This window comes from Campylobacter concisus (assembly GCF_003048835.2).
GTDB classification, from domain to species: Bacteria; Campylobacterota; Campylobacteria; order Campylobacterales; family Campylobacteraceae; genus Campylobacter_A; species Campylobacter_A concisus_D.
The window spans coordinates 1,288,538-1,313,560 of the sequence record NZ_CP060705.1 but is presented as its reverse complement, the minus strand read 5'-3'; the positions used below and the strand labels follow the sequence as shown (position 1 = coordinate 1,313,560).

26 protein-coding genes, 1 tRNA gene and 1 pseudogene are annotated in these 25,023 nt (G+C 40.1%); 21 read left to right on the top strand and 7 right to left on the bottom strand.

Annotated elements, in window-relative coordinates:
* Window positions 1-60: 60 nt before the first annotated feature.
* From rpsL to CVT08_RS06525, 13 genes are all read left to right on the top strand, one after another.
* A complete protein-coding gene (gene rpsL, locus CVT08_RS06585; protein ID WP_107856670.1) occupies window positions 61-456 on the top strand; it encodes a 30S ribosomal protein S12 in 396 nt (131 codons plus the stop codon).
* Window positions 457-534: 78 nt separating this feature from the next.
* Complete coding sequence (rpsG, locus tag CVT08_RS06580; RefSeq protein WP_002941142.1) at window positions 535-1,005, top strand: 30S ribosomal protein S7; 471 nt, start codon at window positions 535-537, stop codon at window positions 1,003-1,005.
* A 12-nt stretch (window positions 1,006-1,017) separates the two neighbouring features.
* Entirely contained in the window at window positions 1,018-3,096 is a 2,079-nt protein-coding gene (gene fusA, locus CVT08_RS06575; protein WP_107856669.1) for an elongation factor G, read from the top strand.
* Window positions 3,097-3,174: 78 nt separating this feature from the next.
* Window positions 3,175-3,251 (top strand) — tRNA-Arg (locus CVT08_RS06570).
* A 216-nt stretch (window positions 3,252-3,467) separates the two neighbouring features.
* On the top strand, window positions 3,468-3,845 hold the full coding sequence (locus tag CVT08_RS06565) for a rhodanese-like domain-containing protein (RefSeq protein WP_107856668.1): 378 nt from the start codon (window positions 3,468-3,470) through the stop codon (window positions 3,843-3,845).
* Between the two features lie 152 nt (window positions 3,846-3,997).
* Window positions 3,998-4,432: a Dps family protein gene (locus CVT08_RS06560; protein ID WP_107856667.1), complete on the top strand. Its 435-nt coding sequence runs from the start codon at window positions 3,998-4,000 to the stop codon at window positions 4,430-4,432.
* Between the two features lie 83 nt (window positions 4,433-4,515).
* Window positions 4,516-5,103 (top strand): hydrogenase-4 component G, encoded by a 588-nt coding sequence (locus CVT08_RS06555; protein ID WP_107856666.1) that lies wholly within the window; start codon window positions 4,516-4,518, stop codon window positions 5,101-5,103.
* A gap of 126 nt (window positions 5,104-5,229) precedes the next feature.
* Complete coding sequence (locus CVT08_RS06550) at window positions 5,230-5,667, top strand: hypothetical protein (protein WP_107856665.1); 438 nt, start codon at window positions 5,230-5,232, stop codon at window positions 5,665-5,667.
* A gap of 266 nt (window positions 5,668-5,933) precedes the next feature.
* Window positions 5,934-7,190, top strand: a complete 1,257-nt coding sequence (locus CVT08_RS06545) for a major outer membrane protein (RefSeq protein ID WP_107856664.1) — start codon at window positions 5,934-5,936, stop codon at window positions 7,188-7,190.
* Window positions 7,191-7,283: 93 nt separating this feature from the next.
* On the top strand, window positions 7,284-7,841 hold the full coding sequence (locus CVT08_RS06540) for a c-type cytochrome (protein WP_107856663.1): 558 nt from the start codon (window positions 7,284-7,286) through the stop codon (window positions 7,839-7,841).
* Window positions 7,842-7,886: 45 nt separating this feature from the next.
* Window positions 7,887-10,982, top strand: a complete 3,096-nt coding sequence (gene ccsA / locus CVT08_RS06535; RefSeq protein ID WP_107856662.1) for a cytochrome c biogenesis protein CcsA — start codon at window positions 7,887-7,889, stop codon at window positions 10,980-10,982.
* Window positions 10,983-11,417 carry a fatty-acid--CoA ligase gene (locus tag CVT08_RS06530; RefSeq protein ID WP_107856661.1) on the top strand — a complete coding sequence of 145 codons (435 nt, stop codon included), beginning with the start codon at window positions 10,983-10,985 and terminating at the stop codon, window positions 11,415-11,417.
* A gap of 78 nt (window positions 11,418-11,495) precedes the next feature.
* Complete coding sequence (locus CVT08_RS06525; RefSeq protein WP_107856660.1) at window positions 11,496-12,113, top strand: hypothetical protein; 618 nt, start codon at window positions 11,496-11,498, stop codon at window positions 12,111-12,113.
* Between the two features lie 34 nt (window positions 12,114-12,147).
* Here CVT08_RS06525 and CVT08_RS06520 read toward each other — a convergent pair whose 3' ends face one another.
* The 4 genes from CVT08_RS06520 to CVT08_RS06505 are packed head-to-tail and all read right to left on the bottom strand — an operon-like array spanning window position 12,148 to window position 15,788.
* Window positions 12,148-12,615, bottom strand: coding sequence for a phosphatidylglycerophosphatase A family protein (locus tag CVT08_RS06520; protein ID WP_103648022.1), 468 nt, complete (start codon window positions 12,613-12,615; stop codon window positions 12,148-12,150).
* Between the two features lie 8 nt (window positions 12,616-12,623).
* Window positions 12,624-13,805 (bottom strand): sulfate adenylyltransferase, encoded by a 1,182-nt coding sequence (locus CVT08_RS06515; protein ID WP_107856659.1) that lies wholly within the window; start codon window positions 13,803-13,805, stop codon window positions 12,624-12,626.
* Window positions 13,783-14,673, bottom strand: a complete 891-nt coding sequence (locus CVT08_RS06510; RefSeq protein ID WP_107856658.1) for a response regulator — start codon at window positions 14,671-14,673, stop codon at window positions 13,783-13,785. The genes CVT08_RS06515 and CVT08_RS06510 overlap by 23 nt, the downstream gene beginning before the upstream one ends.
* The gene (locus CVT08_RS06505) at window positions 14,670-15,788 is read right to left on the bottom strand and encodes a bifunctional 2-C-methyl-D-erythritol 4-phosphate cytidylyltransferase/2-C-methyl-D-erythritol 2,4-cyclodiphosphate synthase (RefSeq protein ID WP_107856657.1); all 1,119 of its coding nucleotides are present in this window, start codon (window positions 15,786-15,788) and stop codon (window positions 14,670-14,672) included. Before CVT08_RS06505 ends, CVT08_RS06510 begins: the two co-directional genes overlap by 4 nt.
* Window positions 15,789-15,937: 149 nt before the next feature.
* Here CVT08_RS06505 and thiC point away from each other — a divergent pair, with 149 nt between their 5' ends.
* The 6 genes from thiC to CVT08_RS06475 all read left to right on the top strand — a co-directional run bounded on the left by thiC (window position 15,938) and on the right by CVT08_RS06475 (window position 21,503).
* Window positions 15,938-17,236, top strand: coding sequence for a phosphomethylpyrimidine synthase ThiC (gene thiC / locus CVT08_RS06500; RefSeq protein ID WP_107856656.1), 1,299 nt, complete (start codon window positions 15,938-15,940; stop codon window positions 17,234-17,236).
* A complete protein-coding gene (locus tag CVT08_RS06495; protein WP_107856655.1) occupies window positions 17,230-18,330 on the top strand; it encodes an Mrp/NBP35 family ATP-binding protein in 1,101 nt (366 codons plus the stop codon). Before thiC ends, CVT08_RS06495 begins: the two co-directional genes overlap by 7 nt.
* 133 nt (window positions 18,331-18,463) lie before the next feature.
* Window positions 18,464-18,730, top strand: coding sequence for an ACT domain-containing protein (locus tag CVT08_RS06490; protein ID WP_002939508.1), 267 nt, complete (start codon window positions 18,464-18,466; stop codon window positions 18,728-18,730).
* Window positions 18,731-18,739: 9 nt separating this feature from the next.
* A complete protein-coding gene (locus CVT08_RS06485) occupies window positions 18,740-20,077 on the top strand; it encodes a PFL family protein (RefSeq protein WP_107856654.1) in 1,338 nt (445 codons plus the stop codon).
* Window positions 20,078-20,180: 103 nt separating this feature from the next.
* A complete protein-coding gene (locus CVT08_RS06480; RefSeq protein ID WP_107856653.1) occupies window positions 20,181-20,870 on the top strand; it encodes a cytochrome-c oxidase in 690 nt (229 codons plus the stop codon).
* A 180-nt stretch (window positions 20,871-21,050) separates the two neighbouring features.
* Window positions 21,051-21,503 carry a hypothetical protein gene (locus tag CVT08_RS06475; RefSeq protein WP_107856652.1) on the top strand — a complete coding sequence of 151 codons (453 nt, stop codon included), beginning with the start codon at window positions 21,051-21,053 and terminating at the stop codon, window positions 21,501-21,503.
* A 194-nt stretch (window positions 21,504-21,697) separates the two neighbouring features.
* Here CVT08_RS06475 and CVT08_RS06470 read toward each other — a convergent pair whose 3' ends face one another.
* Complete coding sequence (locus tag CVT08_RS06470; protein ID WP_107856651.1) at window positions 21,698-22,294, bottom strand: YagU family protein; 597 nt, start codon at window positions 22,292-22,294, stop codon at window positions 21,698-21,700.
* A 161-nt stretch (window positions 22,295-22,455) separates the two neighbouring features.
* Here CVT08_RS06470 and CVT08_RS06465 point away from each other — a divergent pair, with 161 nt between their 5' ends.
* Complete coding sequence (locus tag CVT08_RS06465) at window positions 22,456-23,655, top strand: tetrahydrodipicolinate N-succinyltransferase N-terminal domain-containing protein (RefSeq protein ID WP_107856650.1); 1,200 nt, start codon at window positions 22,456-22,458, stop codon at window positions 23,653-23,655.
* 11 nt (window positions 23,656-23,666) lie between these two features.
* Window positions 23,667-24,161, top strand: coding sequence for a hypothetical protein (locus tag CVT08_RS06460; RefSeq protein WP_103615342.1), 495 nt, complete (start codon window positions 23,667-23,669; stop codon window positions 24,159-24,161).
* A gap of 228 nt (window positions 24,162-24,389) precedes the next feature.
* Here the strand turns inward: CVT08_RS06460 and CVT08_RS06450 are convergent, their stop codons facing one another.
* Together CVT08_RS06450 and CVT08_RS10445 are read right to left on the bottom strand one after the other, a co-directional pair.
* Window positions 24,390-24,704, bottom strand: coding sequence for a Fic family protein (locus tag CVT08_RS06450; RefSeq protein ID WP_107856648.1), 315 nt, complete (start codon window positions 24,702-24,704; stop codon window positions 24,390-24,392).
* 108 nt (window positions 24,705-24,812) lie between these two features.
* Window positions 24,813-25,016 (bottom strand): annotated as a pseudogene (locus CVT08_RS10445) (DUF4172 domain-containing protein); the annotation flags it as partial.
* Window positions 25,017-25,023: the final 7 nt, after the last annotated feature.

Sequence of the window (25,023 nt, the reverse complement as noted above, 5' to 3'; positions counted from 1 at the left end):
TTTAAGCTTTTTTTAAATAAAATTAGGTCTTTTTAATAAATTTAGTTGAAAGGAATTATTGTGCCAACCATAAATCAATTGGTCAGAAATGAACGCAAGAAAGTGACTGTTAAGTCAAAATCTCCAGCGTTAAAAGAGTGCCCTCAAAGAAGAGGAGTTTGCACTAGGGTTTATACTACAACTCCTAAAAAACCAAACTCAGCTTTGAGGAAAGTTGCCAAAGTTAGGCTTACAAGCGGTTTTGAAGTCATCAGCTATATCGGCGGTGAAGGTCACAACCTACAAGAACACAGTATCGTTTTAGTTCGCGGCGGTAGGGTTAAAGACTTACCAGGTGTTAAATATCACATCGTTCGTGGTGCACTTGATACTGCTGGTGTTGCAAAAAGAACAGTTTCTCGTTCTAAATATGGTGCAAAACGCCCTAAAGCTGGCACTGCTGCTCCAAAAAAGTAAAAAATTAGGTTCGCAGACGTTGCTTAAATTTGCAAACGTTTGAGTAAAATTTCATAAAAATTTGAAGGAAAAATCAAAATGAGAAGAAGAAAAGCTCCTGTAAGGGAAGTTTTACCTGATCCGATTTACGGAAATAAAATAATCACTAAATTTATTAATTCTCTTATGTATGATGGCAAAAAAAGCGTCGCTACAGAGATAATGTATGGTGCTATTAAAGCTATCGAAAAGAAAAATGCTGAGGTTAAAGGCATCGACGTTTTTAACGACGCTATCGAAAATGTAAAACCTATTTTAGAAGTTAAATCACGCCGTGTTGGTGGTGCTACTTATCAAGTACCAGTTGAGGTTCGTCCAGCTCGCCAACAAGCTCTTGCTATCCGCTGGCTTATAACTTTTGCTAGAAAAAGAAGCGAAAGAACAATGGTTGATAAACTAGCAAATGAGCTTTTAGATGCGGCAAATTCAAAAGGTGCATCTTTCAAGAAGAAGGAAGATACTTACAAGATGGCAGAGGCTAATAAAGCATTTGCTCACTACCGCTGGTAAGAAAGAATTAGTATGGCAGAGAGAAAAACGCCTTTACATAAGGTAAGAAATATCGGTATTGCGGCTCACATTGATGCTGGAAAAACAACTACCAGTGAGAGAATTTTATTCTTCACTGGTATGAGCCATAAGATAGGTGAGGTTCATGATGGCGCTGCTACTATGGACTGGATGGAGCAAGAAAAAGAGCGTGGTATTACTATTACATCAGCTGCAACTACAGCGTTTTGGAAGGGCTACCAAGTAAACCTAATCGACACTCCGGGACACGTTGACTTCACAATTGAAGTTGAGCGTTCTATGCGTGTTCTTGACGGTGCTGTTTCAGTATTTTGTTCTGTTGGTGGTGTTCAGCCACAGTCTGAAACTGTTTGGAGACAAGCAAACAAATATCACGTACCAAGAATCGTTTTTGTCAATAAAATGGACAGAATTGGTGCAAATTTCTTTAGAGTTGAAGAGCAGATCAGAGAAAGATTAAAAGCAAATCCAGTGCCTATTCAAATTCCAATCGGTGCAGAAGATAACTTTAAAGGCGTGGTTGATCTTGTAAGAATGAAAGCATACGTTTGGAATGACGAGAAAAAGCCAACTGATTATGTTGAGGAAGAAATTCCAGCTGAAGTTAAAGATAAGGCTGAAGAATACCGCGCAAAACTAATCGAAGCTGTTTCTGAGACAGACGACAGCTTGATGGAGAAATTCTTTGCAGGCGAAGAGCTAACTGAAGAAGAGATCAAAAAAGGTATAAAAGCAGGCTGCTTAAGAATGACTATCACGCCTATGCTTTGCGGAACTGCGTTTAAGAACAAAGGCATCCAGCCTCTACTTGATGCTGTTGTTGATTATTTACCAGCTCCAGATGAGATCGCAGCGATAAATGGTGTTTATGAAGATGGTACTGAAGTGACTGTTGAAAGTACAGATGATGGCGAATTTGCTGCTCTTGCGTTTAAGATCATGACTGACCCATTTGTTGGACAGCTAACATTTATCCGTGTTTATAGAGGAAGCCTTGAAAGTGGTAGCTACGCTTACAACACAGTTCAAGACTGCAAAGAGAGAATCGGCCGCTTACTAAAAATGCACTCAAATAAACGTGAAGAGATTACTGAGCTTTTTGCTGGTGAAATCGGTGCTGTTGTTGGTCTAAAAAATACTCTAACTGGTGATACTCTTGCAAGCGAAAAAGATAAAGTTATCCTTGAGAGAATGGACTTCCCAGAGCCAGTTATTAGCGTTGCAGTTGAGCCAAAAACAAAAGCAGATCAAGAGAAGATGGCGATAGCTCTTCAAAAACTAGCTCAAGAAGATCCAAGTTTTAGAGTTAGCACTGATGAAGAGAGCGGACAAACTATCATTAGCGGTATGGGTGAGCTTCACCTAGAGATCATTGTTGATCGTATGCTTCGTGAATTTAAAGTTGATGCTGAAGTTGGTCAGCCACAAGTTGCTTACCGCGAGACTATCCGTAAGGCAGTTGAGCAAGAGTATAAGTATGCTAAACAATCAGGTGGTCGTGGTCAATATGGTCACGTATTCTTACGCATCGAGCCACTTCCAGCTGCTAGCGGATTTGAATTTGTTAACGATATCAAAGGTGGTGTTGTTCCAAAAGAGTACATCCCAGCTGTTGAAAAAGGTTGTAAAGAAGCGCTTCAAAGCGGTGTTCTTGCTGGATATCCAGTTGAAGATGTTAAAGTTACACTTTTCGATGGTAGTTACCACGAAGTTGACTCATCTGAAATGGCATTTAAACTTGCTGCTTCAATGGGCTTTAAAGAGGGCGCTAGAAAAGCAGGTGCGGTTATCCTTGAGCCTATGATGAAAGTTGAAGTCGAGACTCCAGAAGAGTATATGGGTGATGTTATTGGTGACCTTAACAAGCGCCGTGGCCAAGTAAATTCAATGGATGATAGAAATGGTGTAAAAATCATTGCAGCTTATTGTCCGCTAGCTCAAATGTTTGGCTACTCAACAGATCTTCGCTCAATGACTCAAGGTCGTGCGACTTACTCTATGGAATTTGATCACTACGAAGAAGTTCCTAAAAACGTAAGTGAAGAGATCATTAAAAAGAGAAATGGCTAATTAGCCAAAAATAGGGCAGAGCGATCTGCCCTTTAAAATTTAACTACTTGGATAAAATTTAAACTATCTTACAAATTTGTCCTCATAGCTCAGCTGGATAGAGCGCAGAATTCCTAATTCTGAGGTCGTGAGTTCGAACCTCGCTGGGGACACCACTTCTTCTTTTAACACCATGCAATAACAATCTTTTGTAGAGTGTTTAAATCTTTTATATTTAAATTTATATTCTTTTATAAGTAGCTTTGATATGTAAAATTTCTTTCTTAATTGTATTATTTACATTTCTTCATCATCGATAAAATTTATCAACAAAAATTTTATATATTTAATAATCCATGCTAACATTTCAAAAATTTATTTAAGGAGAGTAGATGAAAAAAATTTTACTTTTAGGAGCTGTTTGTTCTATGTTGTCTGCTGACGTTAAAACCATTCCTGTGACTCCAGATGTGATAAAAAATTACGATCAGATCGTTGATATAAGAACTCCATCTGAGTGGCAAGATACGGGTATCATCGCAGGTGCAAAGACTATCACTTTTGACCCAAGTCGAAAAGAGTCATTTTTTGGTGAGCTCTCAAAGGCGGTCGATATCAAAAAGCCTATCGCGCTTATTTGCAGAAGCGGTAGAAGAAGTGCGGCCGCAGCAGCTGCTATCGATAGTGCTGATCTAAATATTATAAATTTAGACGGCGGTATGGGCAGCTTGATCGAGCAGGGCTACAAAACTACGCCATATAAAAAATAAGCAAATTTGCAAATTCTACTTCTGGCTACAAGATAAATTTATTTTGTAGCCAAAATTTATATCAAATAATAAAAATTATTATTTGATTAACCAACGATTAACTCTGACTGCATATAATTTCATCACATTTAAATAATAAAGAAGGAGACAAAATGTCAAAAGTTATTTTACAGTTAAATACAATTCAAGCCGATGCAAACGCACTTTACATCAAATTTCACGATCTTCACTGGAATGTAAAAGGTATTCAATTTTTTAGCGTCCATGAATATACAGAAAAAGCTTATGAGGATATGAGCGAGATTTTTGATGACGCAGCTGAGAGAGCTCTTATGCTTGGTGGAAGACCTATAGTCAAGGCTGAGGAGTTAGCAAAAGTCGCCCACATCAAACATGAGCCAAAAGAGAACTACACTCCAACTGAAGTTTTAGAGATCGTTTTGGCCGACTACAAGCACCTTTTGGGTGAGTTTAAAAAGCTTGATGAGCTTGCAGAGGGCGACACAACAACTCAGATGTACGCACAAGATCAAATAGCTAAATTTGAAAAAGCCATCTGGATGTTAAACGCAACACTTGGTAAATAATCACAGCGGGAGCTCTCCCGCTTTACCCTAAATAAATTCCACCTTTTGGCGATATAGTTTTTATAAACTTAGAGGAGTCAAATATGCAAATCAGTCAAATCGCAAGTTCATATAACACTTCAAGCGTAAAAGAAAATGTAAAATCAGAAATTTCACTTCACAAAGATGAAAAAGAGGTTTCTAAAAAGCAGTCCGATGTTTCAAATTTAAGTGCAAAAGAGATATCAAATAGCTACTTGTTGCAGTATCAAAAAGAGATCACTCAAAGCGCTAGCTCAAATTTACTAGCACAAGGCGGCCTAAGCTTTAACGTACCTGAAAATTTATCAGACATTTTAGCTGGACTTGATCTAGCAGGCATCGGCTACAACGGCAAAGCTCTAGGAGAGCTAAGTAGCGATGAGGCAAGCGAGCTAGTTAGTGAAAATGGCTTTTTTGGCATCTCAAATACAGCCGAGAGGATAGCTGGCTTTGTGCTAAATGGCGCAGGTGATGATGTAGAGAAGCTAAAAGCTGGTAGAGAGGGCGTGGCAAAGGGCTTTGAGGACGCAAAGAAAATTTGGGGTGGAGAGCTACCTGAAATTTCACAAAAAACTATCGAAAAGACGCTTGAGACGCTTGATAAAAAGATCGCCGAGCTTGGCGGTAACGTCTTAAATGTATCAGCTTAAATTTCTTGGGAGCTCTCCCAAGAAATTTAAACATATTAATGTAAGCACAAAACTCAAATTTTAAAAACTCGCAAATTTTATTTAATCTTAAAAGCTATACTTTGCTCTTTATATTAAGGAGAAAAGATGAAAGCTAAAATTTTACTTCCTCTATCAGTAGCCACTATGTTTTTGGGATGTTCATTTTTTGATGATAATCCACCAGTCCACAAGCAACCAAGGCAAGCCAGTAAAACTACACCTGCAAAAAGCTCCATCAAAGGCTTCATAAAAGATGTCAGCTATAAAGATTTGAAATACTGCTACGAGATAGTAGCCAGCGATGTGAAAAATCACAAACTAAACAAAGCAAATTTTTGTGCAAACAGATATTATTACGATAAGGGCGATCTTGTCTATGCGACTTTTTACGCAGATAAGCTCATAGACATGCTTCTTATAAAAGAAGGTGGCTCTAGGGGTGCATATAATGGCATAAGAAAACCGCAAAATGAAGTAGTTGTAAAAAGAAAAAATATAAAAACAAATATCGAAGTACCAAAAGAGGAGAAAATTTCTTTTTAGATTACCGTTGATTTACTGCTAGCATATATAATTTCATCAGCAATCAAAACTAGAACTCCTTTTAAGGGGCAAAGCAACAGCCCCTTTTTCTTTTTATCCCATTTTAAAAGTCTCATTTGTGAAAGATAAATTATCAAAATATACCTCTTTTTGCTCAAAATCGGTAAACAATCGGTAACAAAAGTGCAAAATTTTATGATTTTTTAAGCTTCATATTAAAATTTATTGATTATAATCGTCATCACAAAACCTTAAAAGGAGAAAAAATGAAACTAACAAAAATTAGTTTAGCTGCATTGGTTGCTTTAGGTGCATTTTCAAGCGTTGCAAGTGCAACTCCACTTGAAGAAGCTATAAAAAACGTAGATCTTTCAGGATTTGCAAGATATAGATATACAAATACTCACGAGAAAAATACAGTAGCAAAAGATGTTACAAAAGGTAGTGATGCAAATCATCAATTTAGAATGGTTACTAACTTTAAAGCTGCTATCGACGATAACTTCTTTGGTGTTATTGGTCTTAGATACAATACGTCAGATGGTTCAGGCGACAATGCACATTCAAGTGCATATGCAATAAATCAAAAAAATGGTAATGTAGAAAAAAATACATATGATGGTACAGATAAAACAAATGCAAGTGGTACTTTTGCTGTACATCAATTCTATCTTGGCTACAAAGTAGGTGGTACTACTATAACAGCTGGTAAGCAAGTCATCGGTTCATATCTTACTGATGATGCAGTTGGAACAGGTATAAGAGTAGAAAATAAAGATATTGAAGGTCTTACTCTTACAGCTTTAGCATTTGATGCTATCTCTAGTGACTGGGCTGACGGTGATTTATATTCTGCAACTGGTTCTTTAAATGGCTACGATATTGGTAATCTATATGCAGCTGGTATTGCTGGTTCATACGATCCTATCAATTTCCAACTATGGTATGCTAGTTTAACAAACCTAGCTGATGTTCTTGCAGCTGATGTTTCAGGAAATTTTGCTATAACTAACGATGTATCTTTAGGTGCAAGAATTAATTATGCACATAGCCAAGCTGATACAAGTGCAAAAAATGCTCTTGGTTACGATGATGGTAACTTCTATGCTGGTGAACTTTCAACTTCACTATTTGGTCTTGATTTAGCTGCTGGCTATATTGGTTACAAAACTCAAAACTATCAAGATGGTAAATATTCAGTATTTACATTTGAAGATCAAGGTGGCTTAATCGATGCTGGCGAAGATGTATTTGACTGGACACGTGCAAAAGGTAAGGGTAGTTACTTCTATGCAACAAGTGCATATACATTTGATAAATTTACAGCTGGTTTAGACTATATCAAAGGTAGTTACAAAACAGATAATAAGACTAAAGTTGAGGAATTTGTTCCAAGATTTGCTTATCAATACAATAAAAAGTTGAAATTTAGCTCATTCTATGCCTTTAAAACAGAAAAAGAGCATAATGGAAATAAAGAAAAAACTGATAAATTAAGATTTGAAGCTAAATACTCATTCTAATTCATAGCTCGTTAATCAACTTATGATATAATCCCGGGTCGGAGCAATCTGATCCGGGATTTTTAAATTTAGAGCAAAATTTCAAGGAAACTCATGAAAAATATCAAAATTTCTTTTTTGGCGTGTTTTTTGGTGGCAAATGCCTTTGCAGCTTCTCAGGTTTATTATATAGAAGCTCGTGGCGAGTTTGGTAAAGAGCTTGCCGAAATGGCAAAAAAGCAGGCTAATGACAGAAATGAAAAAGTAAATGTCTATGTCGATGAAGATCCAAGACGCTATAAAGATAATAGAATTTTAAAATTTGGTGTTGATAGAAAAGGTAGATATAGCGTCTCTTTAGGAAAAGAGCTTTATGATAAACAATGCGCTAGCTGCCATGGCGAAAGCGCGGACAAAAGACCATTTGGCTCTACACCACTTAAAAACATGGATGCTAAAGATATAGAAGATAGCATCATCTCTTATAGAAGTGACTCAAGCTTTGGTGGTAGCGGTAAAAACGTTATGCAAAACCAAGCTAAGATCGTCTCAAACAATGATCTAGGTGCAATACTAGCCTATCTAAAAGGTAAAGATGCACTTGTAGATCAAGATACAAACGAAAATAAACCAGTTTCAACCGAGACAAAGCAGGGCAGTTATTTAAGATAAATTTCACTTCGGTAGCTTTGCCACAATATAAATAAAAGGAAGCAGATGTTAAATCCAAAAAAATTATTTTTAAGTATGGGCTCAGCTATCGTTTTGATGATAATCTTTGCCGTAGCTAGCGGAGTCGCCACAATAATAGAGAGCAAAACCAGCACTGAAGCAGCTTGGTACTATGTTTATGGGGCTGGCTGGTTTGCGCTCATTCAACTACTTCTTGGTATAAATTTAGCCTTTAACATCTTTAGATACAATCTTATAGATCCTAAAAAACTTCCATCACTCATCTTTCACTTAGGTTTTATCGTCATCTTAATCGGTGCTGGCATCACAAGATACCTTGGCTTTGAAGCTGATATGCATATACGTGAAAACACCGCTTCAAATGTTGTTAGTACAAAGGTTTCGTATATAAATTTAACAGCGCTTAACGACAAAGGCGAAGAGATCAGCTCAGCTATACCTTTAGGACTTGCTGATGTAAAGAAGGGCTTTGATCTAAAGCTAAAAACAGCAGACGGTGAGGCCAGTTTAAAATTTAAAGAATTTGTGCCAAATGCAAGTTATAAATTTGTAAGTGATGATAGCGGAAAGCCTGTCGTAGAGTTTGTAGTCTCAAACGAGAGCGAAAGTGAAGAGATATTTTTACTTGAAGAAGAAGAGGCAAGGGTTGGGGATATCAGTTTTATCTTTAATGCTAAACCAGATGAAAATAAAAAATATGTTCTTTTTAGACTAAATGATGGAAATTTCACAGTTGCTTCAAATGTCGATCTTTCAAAATTTACTATGGCAGATAGCTCAAAAACTGAGCTAAAAGCTGGCAGCGTGAATGAATTTGGCACAGGTAGCTTATATACTATCTCAAATATAAATTTCGCCCCAAGGCTAGTCTCAGCGCACGCCACAAGAAAGCTAGTTAGCTCAAAGGATAGCGAGTTTAATGCGTTGATAGCTGAGCTAAACTACAAAGGTGAGAGTAGAGAGATGCATGTATTTTACAACCTAATGGAGCCTTCACGTATCGCTGTGGCTGGACAGAAGTTTAACGCTTCATGGGGGGCTCAGCAGATAAAACTCCCATTTAGCCTCTACCTAAAGGACTTTGAGCTAAAAAGATATCCTGGCTCAAATTCTCCTATGAGCTACTCAAGCGAGGTTGTGGTAAAAGATGGCACAAATGATCCGGGGTTTGATTATAGAATTTATATGAACCATGTGCTTGATTATGATGGATATAGATTTTTCCAAAGCTCATACGATACTGATGAGAAAGGCACGATCCTCTCTGTCAATAAAGACCCAGGCAAGATCCCGACATATATCGGCTACTTTTTGCTAGGTCTTGGCTTCTTGCTAAATGTCATAAATCCTAATAGCCGCTTTAGAAAGCTCGCAAAACTAATAGATAATGAATCAACAAAAAGTGGTAAAAAAGTAGCTACACTCATAGCAGTCTTGCTTTTAGGCTTAAATTTTAGCTCGCTAAAGGCAGAGGATTTCTTGCCGCATATCAGCAAAGAGCATGCAGACAAGCTTGCTAGACTTATCGTGCAAAGTCCAGATGGCAGAATGAAGCCATTTGATACGCTTAGCAAAGAGGTTTTAAACAAAATTCACAGAGGCGAGAGCATAGGTAGCCTAAATTCAAACCAAGCGATGCTTTCTATAATGGTAACGCCTGATTTTTGGCGAAATGAGAAGATCATCGCACTTGGCCAAAGCAAGGAGCTAAAAAAAGAGCTAGGCGTCGATGAAAATGCAAGATACGCAAGCTTTGATGAATTTTTTAAAGCGACAAAAGATGGCGGAAGCGAGTATAAACTAACAAAATTTGCCGAGATAGCAAACCGCAAACACCCAGGCTCACGCAATACTTTTGACAAAGATGTGATAAAGATCGACGAGAGACTAAATGTATTTTATATGATATTTATCGGTGAAATTTTCAAAATTTTCCCAAAACAAGATGATCCGTCAAATTCTTGGTATTCGCCAGCTAGTGCGATGATGTACTTCTCGCCAAAAGAGGCTGAGCTAGTAGTTGGCATGATGAGAGAGTATTTTTCAGCTGTTGATGCAGCCTCAAAGGATAATGACTGGAGTAAGGCGGATGCGGTGCTTGAGAAAATTTCAGCCTATCAGCACAAATACGGCTCTGCCGTCATGCCAAGTGAGAAAAAAATAGACATAGAAATTTTATTTAATAAATTTCAAGTATTTGACCGCTTGACGCCGATATATCTTTTGGCTGGACTTGCGCTTTTGCTATTTGTTTTTGTCAAGATGCTAGCGCCAAAAGTGCAGATAAATGGCATAGTTAAAGCTGTGTATATTATAAATTTACTAGCCTTTCTTGCGCACACAGCTGGCCTTGGACTTCGCTGGTACATCGCTGAGCACGCCCCTTGGAGTAACGCCTACGAGTCGATGGTCTATATCGCTTGGGCGCTTGGTCTATCTGGCATCATCTTTGCAAAACGCAGTCCGATCGCACTTGCGCTTACATCTATATTAGCTGGTGTTACGCTATTTGTTGCACACCTTAGCTGGATGGATCCGCAGATCACGACACTTGTGCCTGTGCTTCAGAGCTACTGGCTAACCATCCACGTCTCTATCATAACTGCAAGTTATGGATTTTTGGGTCTTTGCTCGCTGCTTGGTGGCTTTACTTTGCTACTTATCATCTTGCAAAATAAGAAAAAGCCAAATGCTGAGATCGCGCGTAATATCACTGAAGCAACGCGTATAAATGAGATGGCGATGATACTAGGTCTTAGCTTGCTTACGCTTGGAAACTTTTTAGGTGGCGTTTGGGCGAATGAGAGCTGGGGTAGATACTGGGGCTGGGACAGCAAGGAGACTTGGGCGCTAGTTTCGATCCTTGTCTATGCAGCAGTGCTTCACATGAGATTTATACCAAAGCTTAATAATCAATACGCATTTGCTGTTGCATCATTTTTTGCCTATTGGTCGATCATAATGACCTATTTTGGGGTAAATTTCTATCTAGCTGGCATGCACTCATACGCAGCTGGAGATCCGCTTCCAGTGCCTGATTTTGTCTGGATAAGCATCGCCATTATGATAGCGATGAGCGTTCTTGCATTTACGAAACGCTCTCTTTGCACAAGGTTATAGATGCTTCTTAAAGGCTTGATAGTCTTTTTTATTTTTTTGCTTATAGTGGCCATTTGCGCGCTAGTCTATCTTTTGTTAAAAAACAAAGATCATCAAGTCTTGGTAAGAGGGATAGAGCCTGAGAGCGAAGAAGAGATCACGATCGAAAAGCTTGAAGAACTTGCTAGTGATAAAACTTTAAGCAAAAACGAGCTTTTCGAGCTTATACAAATTTTTGGAGAGAAATTTATAATACCAGCGAAAAAAAATCAGGTTGCTCCAAAAGAAGCTAGCAACTACATAAATTTTATAATCCTAATCTGCTCTCATCAAAATGCCGATGCAAAGCTTATTAGCTTTTTAGACAAAGAGGCTAAAAAGAAAAATCCAAGCTATGTTGCAGAGATCGAAGACAGTGAGAGGATAGGCATAGAAAACCGCAAAAATCGTAGGTAAATTTAGCTTTTTTAAATTTAAGAACGCAAAACGTCGTTAGCAAAACTCAAATTTACAAAGCAAAAATAGGAGTGCAATTTGGACATCAATGATCTCTATGCTAGTTTAGTCTTTTTGCCGATAGTGCTAGCTATTTTGTTGATGATCTTTGCTGGCAGGCGAAATATAAAAGTCTATCTGAGTAAATTTGACCTAGTTGGACTGCATCTCATTTTTCCACTCGTGATATTTCCCACCTTTGTAGCTATCTTTTGTGCAGTATGCGAGTATTTAGGTGTTTCAAACGATGATGGACTAGCTTATATTTTTTACACTATGCTTTTTATAATAGCTATTTACGCCGTTTTTGGCTTTTACGTTTGCATTAAATATAATCACGGCTTTTTAAACTGCTTTTTAGCGTTACTTTTAAGATTTAACTTCATGACCCCATTTCTTTATCTACTATTTTTGGGTGGCAAAAATAGCAATAAAAATAGCAATAAAAATGGCAATGAGATAACCCCTGAAAATGTGAAAAATTTAAGCCTTTTTGGAGAGCTAAAATTTTCACTTTATAATATGATCGTCTTTAGAAAAATTCACGACAAAGATAAATTTCTCAGCAGGGATGAGAAAATTTCTATCGATAAAGTTCTAGTCTCAAAAGATGAGTGGGATGAGTTTTTAAAATGGAAAAATAGCAGAGAGGGCTAAATTTAAAAAGAGCCAGCAAGATAGCTAGCTCAGCTTACGGCAAAACTACGCCAAATTTCATAGCCACGCCATATATCATCGCACTAATAATGCCAGCGAAAAATCCAGCGACCATATCATCGCCCATAACGCCAAGTCCGCCCTTTACGTTGCGGTCGATCCGGCCAATGATCGATGGTTTTTTGATGTCAAGCACCCTAAAAAGCACGAGCGAAAGCACTAGCTGAGAGATCGTCGCTCCGCTAATGGCGATAGCAAGCCAAACGCCAGCAACCTCGTCGATCACTATAAAGCTCTCGTCGTGCGAATTTACCTTTTTTTCAAAATCATCAATAACACTAATGCTCACCAAAAATAGCAAAATGCTAGCCAGTAAAAGCGTGGTCGCTGAGAAAAAATATAGCACAAAAAAAGCCGCCACAGCTCCAGCCACCGAGCCCCAAGTGCCAGGCGCCTTTGGTAAAAGTCCAAATCCAAAAAATGTCAAAAATAGCTTTTGCATAAATTTCCTTAAGTGAGTGATGATGTCTGATAAAGCTTCATGAGCTCCTCGTAAAAGTCGCGGTCGGTTTTGTTTTCAAGCAAGCCAGAATTTACAAAGAGATCGTCGCAGAGCTTTTGTATATCTTTAAAGCGATTTACATAAAGCTTGCTTAAGATGAGCGCTGAAATTTCAGGCCTCACGAGTATGGCTGGTGGCATGATGCCGTTAAATAGCAGCTCTTTGATCACGTCTGGGTGGTATTTGATCTGGTGGTGTTGTCCGTGCGGGCAGCTTTTGGTACTAACTAGCGTCTTGCACTTGTTGCAATAAACTAGCTCAGGCAGGACGATCACGTCTAAATTTAGATCATTTTTGTAGATATCAAGGATCGTGTGCGCTTCGTTGTGGTCAAAAAACATGCCGATGCCTGAGTGGTTTTGTCCGATGACGAGCTTGTTTGCGCCAAGTCTTGAGGCCGCGATACACTCAAGCGTTGGGTTGGCGTGCGAGGTAAAAAGAGTTGTGTTTTTTAGTGCAAAGACAAAGACCTTTTTTGTCGGCAGATAGTTTTGGTTGAAATAATCAAGCACCTGCTTTCTGATCTCATAGTCGATATGCCTCTCTTCGCGCGTTCTGATGAGAAAAACAACGACTAGATCGGCCTTGTCGATAGTCATCCTAACTAGGCGTTCATGCGCGCGGTTAAATGGATCGGCTGTTAAAAAGACAGCGGTTATCTTTTTAGCGCCGCTTTCGGCTATGAGCTCATAAAGTGCTTTTTTGCTCTCTTGCATGCTCTCGTCATATAGCTCAAATTTACCGCTAATGCCGTATTTGCCGAGGTTTATCTCTTTGTCGTTGCTGGCTTCATTTGCTAAAAATATATTTTTAGCTCGCATACTCTCGTCAAATTTAAAGACCTTTGCCACGTCGATGTGCCCAACGATCTTGCCGTCCATATTTAAATTTACTCTTTGTCCAGCATGCAGCTTGCTAGCGATATTTTGATTGACCTCGCCAAATGGAGCAAAGCCAAAAGAGTAGGGCATCGGCTTGCCGTTAAAGTAGCCCTTTTTTGCCACCTCTTTGATCTGCTCGTCGTCCATCAGGGCGCTAAAATTTGAGAGAATTTTGTTTTTGATAAGCTCTAAGGCGCCATAAACTTCGGTGTTTATAGAAATTTCACTATTTTTTCTTGCTGACGTCATATTTCTTTCTCTTTTCCCAAAGTGATTTTCTAGAAATTCCAAGCTTTTTGCTTAGCTCGGTGTCGGGGAATTTATCTTGATAATTAACGATGATATATTTTATATATTCATCGATCGTGACGATCTCGCCGATGTCAAAGTTTTTATCTCGGACGGAGAGTTCAAGCTCCTCAAATGGAGCACTTTGCGCAAAATCGCTAGTTGAGATCGCCACCTTTTTCTTTTTGCAAAGCTCTAAAATTTTCTCTTTTTCATCCTCTTTTAGCTCTTCGAGATTTGTGATGTAGATGAGCTCATCGCCACTTTGAGCAAGTGCCTTTTCAAGCTCGCTAAAACAGGCTTTGCCTAAAAACAAAAATGGTAAATTCCCAGCCTTTACATAGTTAAAGATAAATTTATCGCTGTAGCCATTTTTGCTTGATTTTAAAAGAAGTGGAAATTTGATCTTTTTAGCTTCAAAACAAGGTATCTCGTAGTCTTTTAGGGCGAAATTTATATAGTTTTCGTAGTTTTTGATCTCGTTTTTAAAGCCTCTAAACTCTTCAAAATGTCTTATCTTTCTAACAAGCTCTTCTATCATAAATGGCTTTTGGATGTAATCCACCGCACCCGCTTGTATCGGTTTTAGCACGGTGTCGCTGTTGATGTAGGCGATGAGTAAGATGATGATAGAGCTTTTAAATTTCTCTATGACAGGGTAGAAGTCTTGCCCCGGGAGTGTGGTAGAAAGTAACACTACGTCAAAATTTTCAAATTTCAAAGCCTCTTTGACGCTCTTTGCAATCTCGCAGTCGTAGCCAAAGTCAGCTAATTTGCTAGCCATCGAGCCAGCTAGGTAAATTTCGTTTTCTACTATTAAAATTTTCATATTTGTGTCCAGTTGTAAAATTTAAGGCTAGCGCTTGCCATGACAGCGATCCCCTCGCATCTGCCGACAAAACCAAGCCCCTCAGTCGTCGTCGCCTTTACATTTATGCGGCTTTGGCTTAAATTTAGAGCCTGCGCGATGTTTGCCTCCATTTTTGATTTTAGTTTTGAAAGTTTTGGCTTTTGTGCCATTATCGTGATATCAGCGTTTGTTAGTACAAAGCCCACGCTTTGCACCCTTTTGTAGGCCTCCTCAAGCAAGTAAATAGAGCTAATATCTTTAAATTTAGCGTCCGTATCAGGAAAAAGTTCGCCTATGTCGCCAAGCCCAGCAGCTCCCAAGATAGCGTCTGTTAGCGCATGAAGTGCCACATCGCCGTCGCTGTGAGCCTTTAGCCCAAACTCATAGTCGATCTTTTCGCCACAAAGCACAAGCGGACGACCCTTTTCAAACTCATGCACATCAAAGCCGTTACCTACAAAGACTTCGTTTTCTGGTGCTTTTAGGGCTGAAATTTTGGCAAGATCCTCTTTAAAAGTGATCTTTCTAGCCATCTCATCGCCCAAAATGTGCCAAATACTTGCGCCAATGGCTCTCATAGCCGAGCTATCATCTGTGTAAATTTCAGCGCTACTAAGAGCCTTTTTAAGAAGTGCTGTGCGCGAGAGCTGCGGTGTTTGGATAAGTTTTACTTTTTCTCTATCGATTGCGTTTTCGCCAAGATAGGCAGTGTCAGCGATCTTTAGCGCAGGGACCACGCAGTCAGCCTGAGTGGCTGCCTCGATGATCTTGTGAAAGAGCTCGCTTGATATGCAAGGGCGCGCGATGTCGCTAACTAGGACAAATTCACTACTTACTAGCTCAAGAGCGTTTTTTAGGCTATCTTGTCTTGTCTCGCCACCATCAACAAATTTATAATTTGGAGCAAATTTAGACATATATTTGCACTCTTTGCTAACGACGATGATCTCTTTAAATGTGTAAAAGTTACTCAAATTTTTAGTGGCAAATAGCCAAAGTGGATCGCTGCCGATGCGAAGCCATTGCTTCTTTACAGGTAGCTCAAAACGGCTGGAATTTCCGGCTCCAAGCATTATAAGTGAGATATCAAGCAAGGTAGCTCCTTTGAAGATTGTTACGGAATTATACATTCTAAAACTTGAAAAAATCTTTTTAAAAAAGAGTAGAAATTTAGATTTATTTAGTTAGTTCAAATATAAAAAGGACTAAAATTAGCTTTTTTATAAATTTAAAAAGGCTACTCATGAGAGATAAGACGCAGATGTACTATGCTAGGCGAGGTGAGCTCACAAAGGAGATGAGCTATGTGGCAAAGGTCGAGGGGATAGGCGAAAATTTGCTCATGGATGAGGTGGCAAACGGCAGGATCATCATCCCAGCAAATGTAAATCACATAAATTTAAAACCAATGGGCATAGGCAGAAAGCTAAAGACAAAAATCAATGCAAATATCGGCAACTCAAGCCTAAGCAGTGACATTTGCGCAGAGCTTAGAAAGCTTGAAATTTGCTTAGAATTTGGCGCAGATACGGTTATGGATTTAAGTACGGATGGCGATTTGGATGCCATTAGAAGTGCTATCATTGAGCATTCAAGCGTGCCAGTTGGCACGGTGCCAATGTATGAAATTTTAAAAGAGGCAAAAGAGGTTACAAATATCACAAATGAGCTAATTTTAAGCGTGCTAGAGAAGCAAGCAAAGCAAGGGGTTAGTTACTTTACGATACACGCTGGCTTTTTGCGTGAGTTTTTGTCCCTTGTTAAAAAGCGTAAAATGGGCATAGTTAGCCGTGGTGGTAGTTTAACTGCAAGCTATATGTCAAAGCTAAATAGGCAAAATCCTTTCTATGAAATTTTTGATCAAATTTTAGAAATTTGCGCTAGATATGACGTCTCACTCTCGCTTGGTGACGGACTTCGTCCAGGATGTCTTTATGACGCAACAGATGAGGCGCAGCTTAGCGAGCTAAAGGTGCTTGGAGAGCTAACACTTCGTGCGTGGCAAAAAGATGTGCAAGTGATGATAGAGGGCCCTGGTCATGTGCCATTAAGTCAAATTGAGTATAATATGAAAATCGAACAAGAGCTTTGCCATGATGCCCCATTTTACGTGCTTGGACCGCTTGTTAGCGATATCGGCGCGGGGTATGATCATATCACTTCAGCGATTGGCGGTACGATGGCAGCATATCACGGCGCTAGCATGCTTTGCTATGTGACGCAAAAAGAGCACCTAGGACTACCAAATGAAAATGACGTAAGAGAGGGCATCGTAGCTCACAAGATAGCAGCTCATGCCGCAGATGTCGCACTTGGCAAGGCTGGAGCTATCGAAAAAGATCACGCAATGAGTGACGCTAGATATGCGTTTGACTGGAACAAGCAGTTTGAGCTTAGCTTTGATCCAAAAAAGGCTAGAGAGCTTCACGATGAGAGCTTGCCAGAAGATGCGTTTAAGAGCGCTCATTTTTGTTCGATGTGCGGACCAAAATTTTGTGCATATAAAATTTCAAAAGATCTAGAAAAAGGAGAAAAATGTTAAATAAAGAAGAGGTCTTAAATAGACTAAAAGGTGTCATATATCCGGGATTTGAGAAGGATATAGTTAGCTTTGGCTTTGTAAAAAACGTGCAGATCGGCGATAAAATATTAATCGAAGTCGAGATCGTTAGCTCAAATCCTGATGTGGCAAACGAGCTAAAAACGGACATCAAGCGTGTCATGGGCTCAAATGAGTACGTGCTAAATTTGATCCAGCCAAAGATACCTGAGGAGAAAAGTAACACTCAAAGTGGCAAAAATATCGCGCCTCAAGTTAAAAATTTCGTAATGGTAAGCTCAGGCAAAGGCGGCGTTGGCAAATCAACCACAACGCTAAATTTAGCCATCTCAATGGCAAAACTAGGCAAAAAAGTGGGAATTTTAGACGCTGACATCTACGGACCAAATATCCCAAGAATGCTTGGCGAAGTAAATACTCAGCCACAAGTCGTTGGCAACAAGCTAAAGCCGATCCTTAGTCACGGCGTGGAGATGATGAGCATGGGCGTTTTGATGGAAGAGGGCATGAGCCTTATCTGGCGTGGTTCGATGATCATGAAAGCTATCGAGCAGCTACTAAGAGACGTGCTTTGGAGCGAGCTTGATGTCTTATTTCTCGACATGCCTCCAGGAACGGGCGATGCGCAACTTACCCTTGCTCAAAGCGTGCCAGTAACGGCAGGTGTCTGCGTCACAACGCCTCAAGTAGTAGCACTTGACGATAGCAAACGTGCGCTTGATATGTTTGAGAAGCTTCACATCCCAATCGCTGGCGTCATCGAGAACATGAGTGGCTTTATCTGCCCAGATAACGGCAAAGAGTATGATATCTTTGGCAAAGGCACGACTGAAGAGGTGGCAAAGGCTTATAACACTCAAATTTTAGCCGAAATTCCTATCGAGCCAGCGGTTAGAGTAGGCGGCGATAGCGGCAAGCCAGTTAGCTTTTACGAGCCAAACTCAGTCACTGCAAAACGCTATGAGAGCGCAGCTGCAAGGCTTTGGGAGATGATAGAAAATATAAATAACGGCGGTGGGGCCGATAACTCAGCGATCCAGCCAGTAAATGACGGTAAGAGTGCTTGCTCGAAATAAATTTGTAAAAGATAAAATTTAGAGCAAATTTTAATTAAATTTGGCTACCAAAATTTAGCTTTGCTTGATCCAGGGTTTAAATTTTGGAGCCAAAATGCACTTTAAAAAAAATTAAAATTTAACAGGAGAAAAGATGAAAGCGATCGTAACCGTAGTAGGAAAAGATAGGGTAGGCATCGTTGCTGGCGTCTCAGCAAAGCTTAGTGAGCTAGGGCTAAACATAGACGACATCTCACAGACTATTTTGAGCGACTTTTTCACGATGATGGCGGTGGTTTCAAGCGATGAAAATAAGGACTTTACGGCCTTAAGAGCGGAGCTAGATAAGCTTGGAGAGAGCCTAAAAGTAAAGATAAATATCCAAAGCTCAGCCATTTTTGATGCTATGCACAAAATTTAAGGACAAAAGATGGATATCAAAAATGTAACTGAAACGATCTCGATGATCGAGGAGCAAAATTTTGACATCAGAACGATCACGATGGGCATTAGTTTGCTCGACTGCATCGACTCTGACATCAACAAAGCCTGCGACAAAATTTACGCAAAAATCACCACTAAAGCCAAAGACCTAGTTAGAGTGGGCAACGAAATTTCCGCTGAGCTAGGCATACCAATCGTCAATAAAAGAGTGAGCGTGACGCCCATCTCGATAATCGGCGCCGCAACCAACGCAAAAGACTACGTGATGATCGCAAAGACGCTTGATAGGGCAGCTATTGAAGTTGGTATTGATTTTATAGGTGGTTTTTCGGCTCTAGTGCAAAAGGGCTATCAAAAGGGCGATGAAATTTTGATAAATTCTATCCCGCAAGCACTAGCGCAGACTGCAAAAGTCTGCTCAAGTGTAAATGTCGGCTCAACAAAAACTGGCATAAATATGAGTGCAGTGCGTGACATGGGACGCATCATAAAAGAGACGGCGGCGGCATCAGAGATGGGCTGTGCGAAGCTCGTGGTTTTTGCAAACGCAGTCGAGGACAACCCTTTCATGGCTGGAGCATTTCACGGCGTGGGTGAGGCTGATATAGTGATAAATGTCGGCGTTTCAGGTCCAGGCGTCGTCAAAAGAGCCCTTGAAAAGGTGCGTGGCGAGAGCTTTGACGTGGTGGCTGAAACTGTGAAAAAGACGGCGTTTAAGATCACTCGTATCGGTCAGTTAGTCGGTCAAATGGCGAGCGAGCGCCTTGGGGTTAAATTTGGTATCGTCGATCTCTCTCTTGCTCCAACGCCAGCTGTGGGCGACTCGGTGGCTCGTGTGCTTGAGGAGATGGGGCTTGAGGCTGTCGGTACGCACGGCACAACTGCGGCACTTGCTCTACTAAATGATGCGGTCAAAAAAGGTGGCGTCATGGCGTGCAATCAAGTGGGCGGCTTAAGTGGTGCGTTTATCCCAGTCTCAGAGGACGAGGGCATGATAGCTGCGGTGCGCGCAGGATCATTAAATTTAGAAAAGCTTGAAGCAATGACAGCGATATGCTCGGTGGGACTTGATATGATCGCCATACCTGCGGATACGCCAAGCGAGAGTATAGCTGCGATGATCGCTGATGAGGCGGCTATCGGCGTGATAAATCAAAAAACAACGGCCGTTCGTATCATACCTTTAGGCAAAGAGGGCGATATGATTGAGTTTGGCGGTCTTTTAGGAAGAGCGCCTGTGATGAAGATAAATAAAGCCTCAAGTGCTGACTTCATCGCTCGTGGCGGACAAATTCCAGCGCCTATACATAGTTTTAAAAACTAATCTTCAAAGTCCGCTTTAAATTTGCGGACTTTCCTTTAAATTTACCCAAACTTTTCAACCACTTTTAGTTAAAATAATAAAAATTTTAAACCAAGGAGCTAAAATGAAAATTTTATCACTGCTTTCGATGCTACTTTTTACAGCGGTATGTGGTTTTGCAAACGACGGCAAAGTAAGAAGTATCGACATCTACGTCACGCCTTACTACTCAGCAAACGCTGGCAAGGTGGAGTATGTCAAGGTCTATGACAAGATAGATGAGCTTTTAAAAAGTGGCAAAGTAGAGGACTTTAAAAAGGCAGAAAAGATCGTGCAGGACGCTTCGCAGTTAGTTAGTCCGATAACTCTTTTTGTTCTATCAGCTCGCGCTTATGATCTTGGACTTCGCGATGATGCGGTATTTTGGTTTTACGTGGCAAAAAATCGCGCGATCTTGCTAAGAGGCGTTATAGACATGGAGGGCGAGAAATTTACTGACGTGGTGGCTGCGATAGGGGCGTTTATGAAGCTTGTTGGCGACGTGGTCAATCCTTATGCATTTTGCGATATCAAAAAACAACAAGAGATCGCTGATAAAGCACTTGAATGGACTAAGAAAAATGCCTATGAAGCGATGTTTTCGCCAGAATTTAGCTCACCTCACGAAGATAGAAAAGCAGCCCTTGCAAAAGGCATAGAAAAGCTTGAAGCCCGCAATAAAAAAGAGAAAGATTACTTTTTAGACAAAGACAATCTTGCTAACTTTAAAGCTATGCGCAAGCAAAATGGCACCGATGAGAAATTTTGCTTTTAAGCGAAGAGCTAAATTTAGTTGCTGTTTTAGGTTTTGCGCCTAAGACAGCAAATTTAAAGGTAGTATTTAGCTCTAACTCGCAAGTGTTGGGCACTTGAGCCCTTTTGCCTACGATAAACATACTTCAAATTTAGCCTTTTGCATAAGAGGCTAGTAAAATCACAAAAATGAGAATAAAAAATGACTTTGAAATTTGGCGAGCTTGAAAAAGTCGCGGTAGATGATGGTTTTATTTGGTACGCGCAGCTGGAGCTAAAAAGCGAGAGCTTTGGAGAAGTGCCGTTTTGCCTTGTCTGTAAAGACGAGACTGGCGCAGACAATGAGACTACTTTGCTAGCAGAGCGCATCGCACGAGATATTGACCAGCATATAAAAGAGGCACTTGTCTTTTTAAAAGATGAGCTTAGGCAAAAGTATCAATTGAGCGAGGACGAGCTTGGCTTGCTTGACGTGCCAGTTTGCGAACTGCCATTTAGCTCGCCACAATGCACCTTTTATGCGCGTGATAAGCAGTGGCTGATGAGATTTGCTGAGGGCGCGCTTGATATCTGTGAGCCTTATGGTATAGGGATGATTTTTGAGGATGAAAAGCCGCTTCGTTTAGAAAATTTAGAGCTTAGTAGTGAGTGCTAAACGCTTAAATTTTTAAATTTACGTATTAAAAGCTAGATAAATTTAAGATTTTCAAGCCTTGCAAAAAATGATGAAATTTTGTTTTTAGGCAGATGAATTTAATCGATATGACTGCGTCTAAGAGGCGCTAGAGTTTTTTAAATGATTAAATTTTGCTGTCTTAGGTTTTGCGCCCAAAACAGCAAAATTATAAGCTATGCGTTGCAGCAGTCGCTAGGATCTTTTTCTTTTGTGATCCTAGCTCTTAGGTCGTGGCGGATGATCTCTATCGACCAAAACCAGACCATGTGACCTGCAAGCTCAGAGACATACTCATACCAAGGAAGTGTCCAAAGTGGCGGAGTGAGGCCAAGAAGCGACAGTGAGATACCATGAACTGCGATGGTTGCTAAAATGCCCGCCATCACGCCTTGCCACATTGTGATCTTTGGAAATTTCTCAGCCACGAGGCAGTAGCCAACAGCAAAAACGACTGAAAATATGATGTGCGTTAGCATCACGTAGTTAAAGACATGCCCTGCAAACTCGTAGATAGCAGCATTTGGATCGGTGATACCGACATAATCTCTCAAAAATACATAAGGCGGGTTTAAGAAATTTCTCGAGCAGTCGATCGCATTAGCCGCTCTGATGGCACTTTCTGGTCCGCAAGCAGCGTTAAACATATCCATAGGGCTTCTTGGTGGAAGCGGCACTTCTGCGCCCCATTTGACGAAAGCTGAAACTACGCCAGCGATTAAACCGATCAGCGCAGCTAAAGCAAATTTTGGTTTGGTAGCTAACTTTGACATTTTCTCTCCTTGTAAAATTTGTGCCATTTTATTTCTATTTCTTTTATGATAAGATTAATCATTATTATAATTTATAAATTTATCAAAAACTCAAATACTTTAAAATCATAAAATTTTTAGCCATTTTTGGCTAGACTAAGAGAAAATTTAAAGGAGAATAGATGTCTAAAGAGTTCAAAGACGCAAACGAATTTAAGGAATTTTTTGAAGAATTTAGAAAAAAAGATGGTTACAAAGATCCAGTTGCTTTTGGCATCGCAAGAGTCGATCGCGGACAAAAAAATGTAGATAAAATTTTACAAGCAAGTTACGCCGTTGTAAATTACAAAGAGAGCTTTTTAAGCGCGGCTGCCTTTATCTATGCTTTGCAAAAGTGCGATGTTGAGGTTGATTTTAGCGCTCACGAGTTCGTAGCCGATCTCACACTAAAGGTAGCAAAAAAGGCTAGCAAGCTCTTTAGCGTCTTTGAAAAAGATATAAAATCACACAAAAACGTGGAGAATTTACACGCTGTGAAGATGGCATTTGATGACGATCTTGAGCTAAATGAGAATAAATTTAAACTTGTATTTTTGTTCGACGACGCAAAGCCACTTAGCGTGGAGGCTGTCTATCTCAAGCTCTACTTGATATCACTTGGCAAGGTCGCACCTAGGACGATCGTGCTTGATGGAGCCTTTGGGGTGTTACCAAATGTCGCATGGACTAGCCAAAACATCCCGATCGAGCTTGAGTGGCTAAGAGAAAATGAAATTTCTCTAAAGATGTTTGGCGAGTATCCAGCGATCGTGAGCGTGGATAAATTTCCAAGATTTTTAAGTCACATCATCCCAGCTGATAACACGAGAATTTTAGACGCTGCCAAAGTCCGCATGGGCGCAGCTGTGCATCCTGGCACAGTCGTCATGCCAGGGGCTGCTTATATCAACTTTAACGCAGGCACGACTGGTGGCGTGATGGTCGAGGGCAGGGTCAGCAGCTCTGTCGTAGTGGGCGAGGGCAGTGACGTTGGTGGCGGAGCTAGCATACTTGGCGTGCTAAGCGGCACAAACGGCAACCCTGTAAGCATCGGCAAACACTGCTTGCTTGGCGCAAACTCAGTCACTGGCGTGCCACTTGGTGATAACTGCATCGTGGATGCTGGCATAGCGGTGCTTGAGGGCACAAAGGTCTATATCTTGGCCAGCGAGCGCGAAAAACTAGCTAAGATAAATCCTAGCTTTAAATTTGAAGCTGAAATTTATAAAGCGCTTGAGCTTGGCGGACTAAACGGACTTCATTTTAGACAAAATAGCCAAACAGGTCAGATCACTGCAAGTGCGAGCAAAAGGGCGATCAAGCTAAATGAGGCACTTCATTAAAAGGAGCTAACATGAAAGTTGGCATTTTGATGTTTGACAAGATAAATTTGTTAAGCTTTGCCAAAATTTATGATTTTTTGCATAAATTTGAAGGTTTTAACATCAAAACCTACGCCCTAAAGCCTGAGATAGTCGATGAATTTGGCATTAGACTTCATCCTGAAATTTACGCTGAAAGCCTTTATGGCGTTGATATCTTGGTCGTGCCAGATGGCGTTGGAGCGCTTGGACTAAGATATGATGAGATATTTTTAAGCTGGATAAAAAGCTCAGCGAGTGCGAAATTTAAGATCGGCTTTGACCTTGGCGTGCTCATCCTTGGCGGGGCTGGATTTTTAGAAGATAGAGAGGCCTGCATAAGGGGCGGATACAAAAACGCGCTGAGTGGCTACTGCGAGGTAAATGACGCTAAGATGTGCGAGAGCAGGGGCGTGATAAGTGTTAGTGAATTTGATGACGAGATCAAAGAGCAGCTCGCAAAAATCCTAAGTAAAGATAAAATTTAAGGGCTTTAGCTCTTAAGTTTGATAGAAATTTTATCTTTTTAATGAGCTTATAGCTTGTTTTATGGCGCTATTTACCGCTTCTAAATGCCACTTTATCCACGGTGTAAAGTCAAAATTTGAATTATTTTCAAGCTTTGTTGTTTGCTCTAAAATTTCATAATAAACTTTTTTATTTGCGTAAATAATGCTGGAGATAGAAAACGGCTTAATGCTTTCACTAGCCAAGCATTAGTGTGCCAAAGCCCTTGCCATGCGTCCGTTGCCGTCATCATAAGGATGGATGATCACAAACCAAAGGCGTGCTAAGGCGCTTTTTATATAGGCGTTTTTGGAGCTTTTATTGATAAAATTTAAAAAATTTCTCATCTCATTTTCTGTACGCTCTGCTGGCAAGGCTTCGTAGTGGATTTGCCTATTTTCTAGATGACCTGAAACGACGCTCATCTCATCATCTCTAAATTTAGCTCTTTTTATCTTGTAAGCTTTGCTATGGCTATATTCAAACAAGGCATTGTGCCAGCCATGTAGCCGCTCGAAGTTCATAGGAGCTTTGTTTAAATTTGCATCAAGCAAAAGCGAGACTAGATTATCGCTATGTCTAGTCGCATGAGTGTCAGCTAAGCAGTCAAAATTTTCATCTAGTCTCTTTTTTACCGACGAGCGAATGCTTGATCTATTAAGTCTCTCGCCCTCTATGAGATATGAGCTTATTATTTCATCTTCAAGTGCGCTAATTTGCGCCCTTGAAAGATCGTGTCTGTTGATTTTATTTGTTATATCTTTTAAAATTTCGTGATTTTGCTCTAGTTTATTTATTATGCTGTCTATTGCACTTTTGTCGAAAGATAAATTTGGGTAGTTA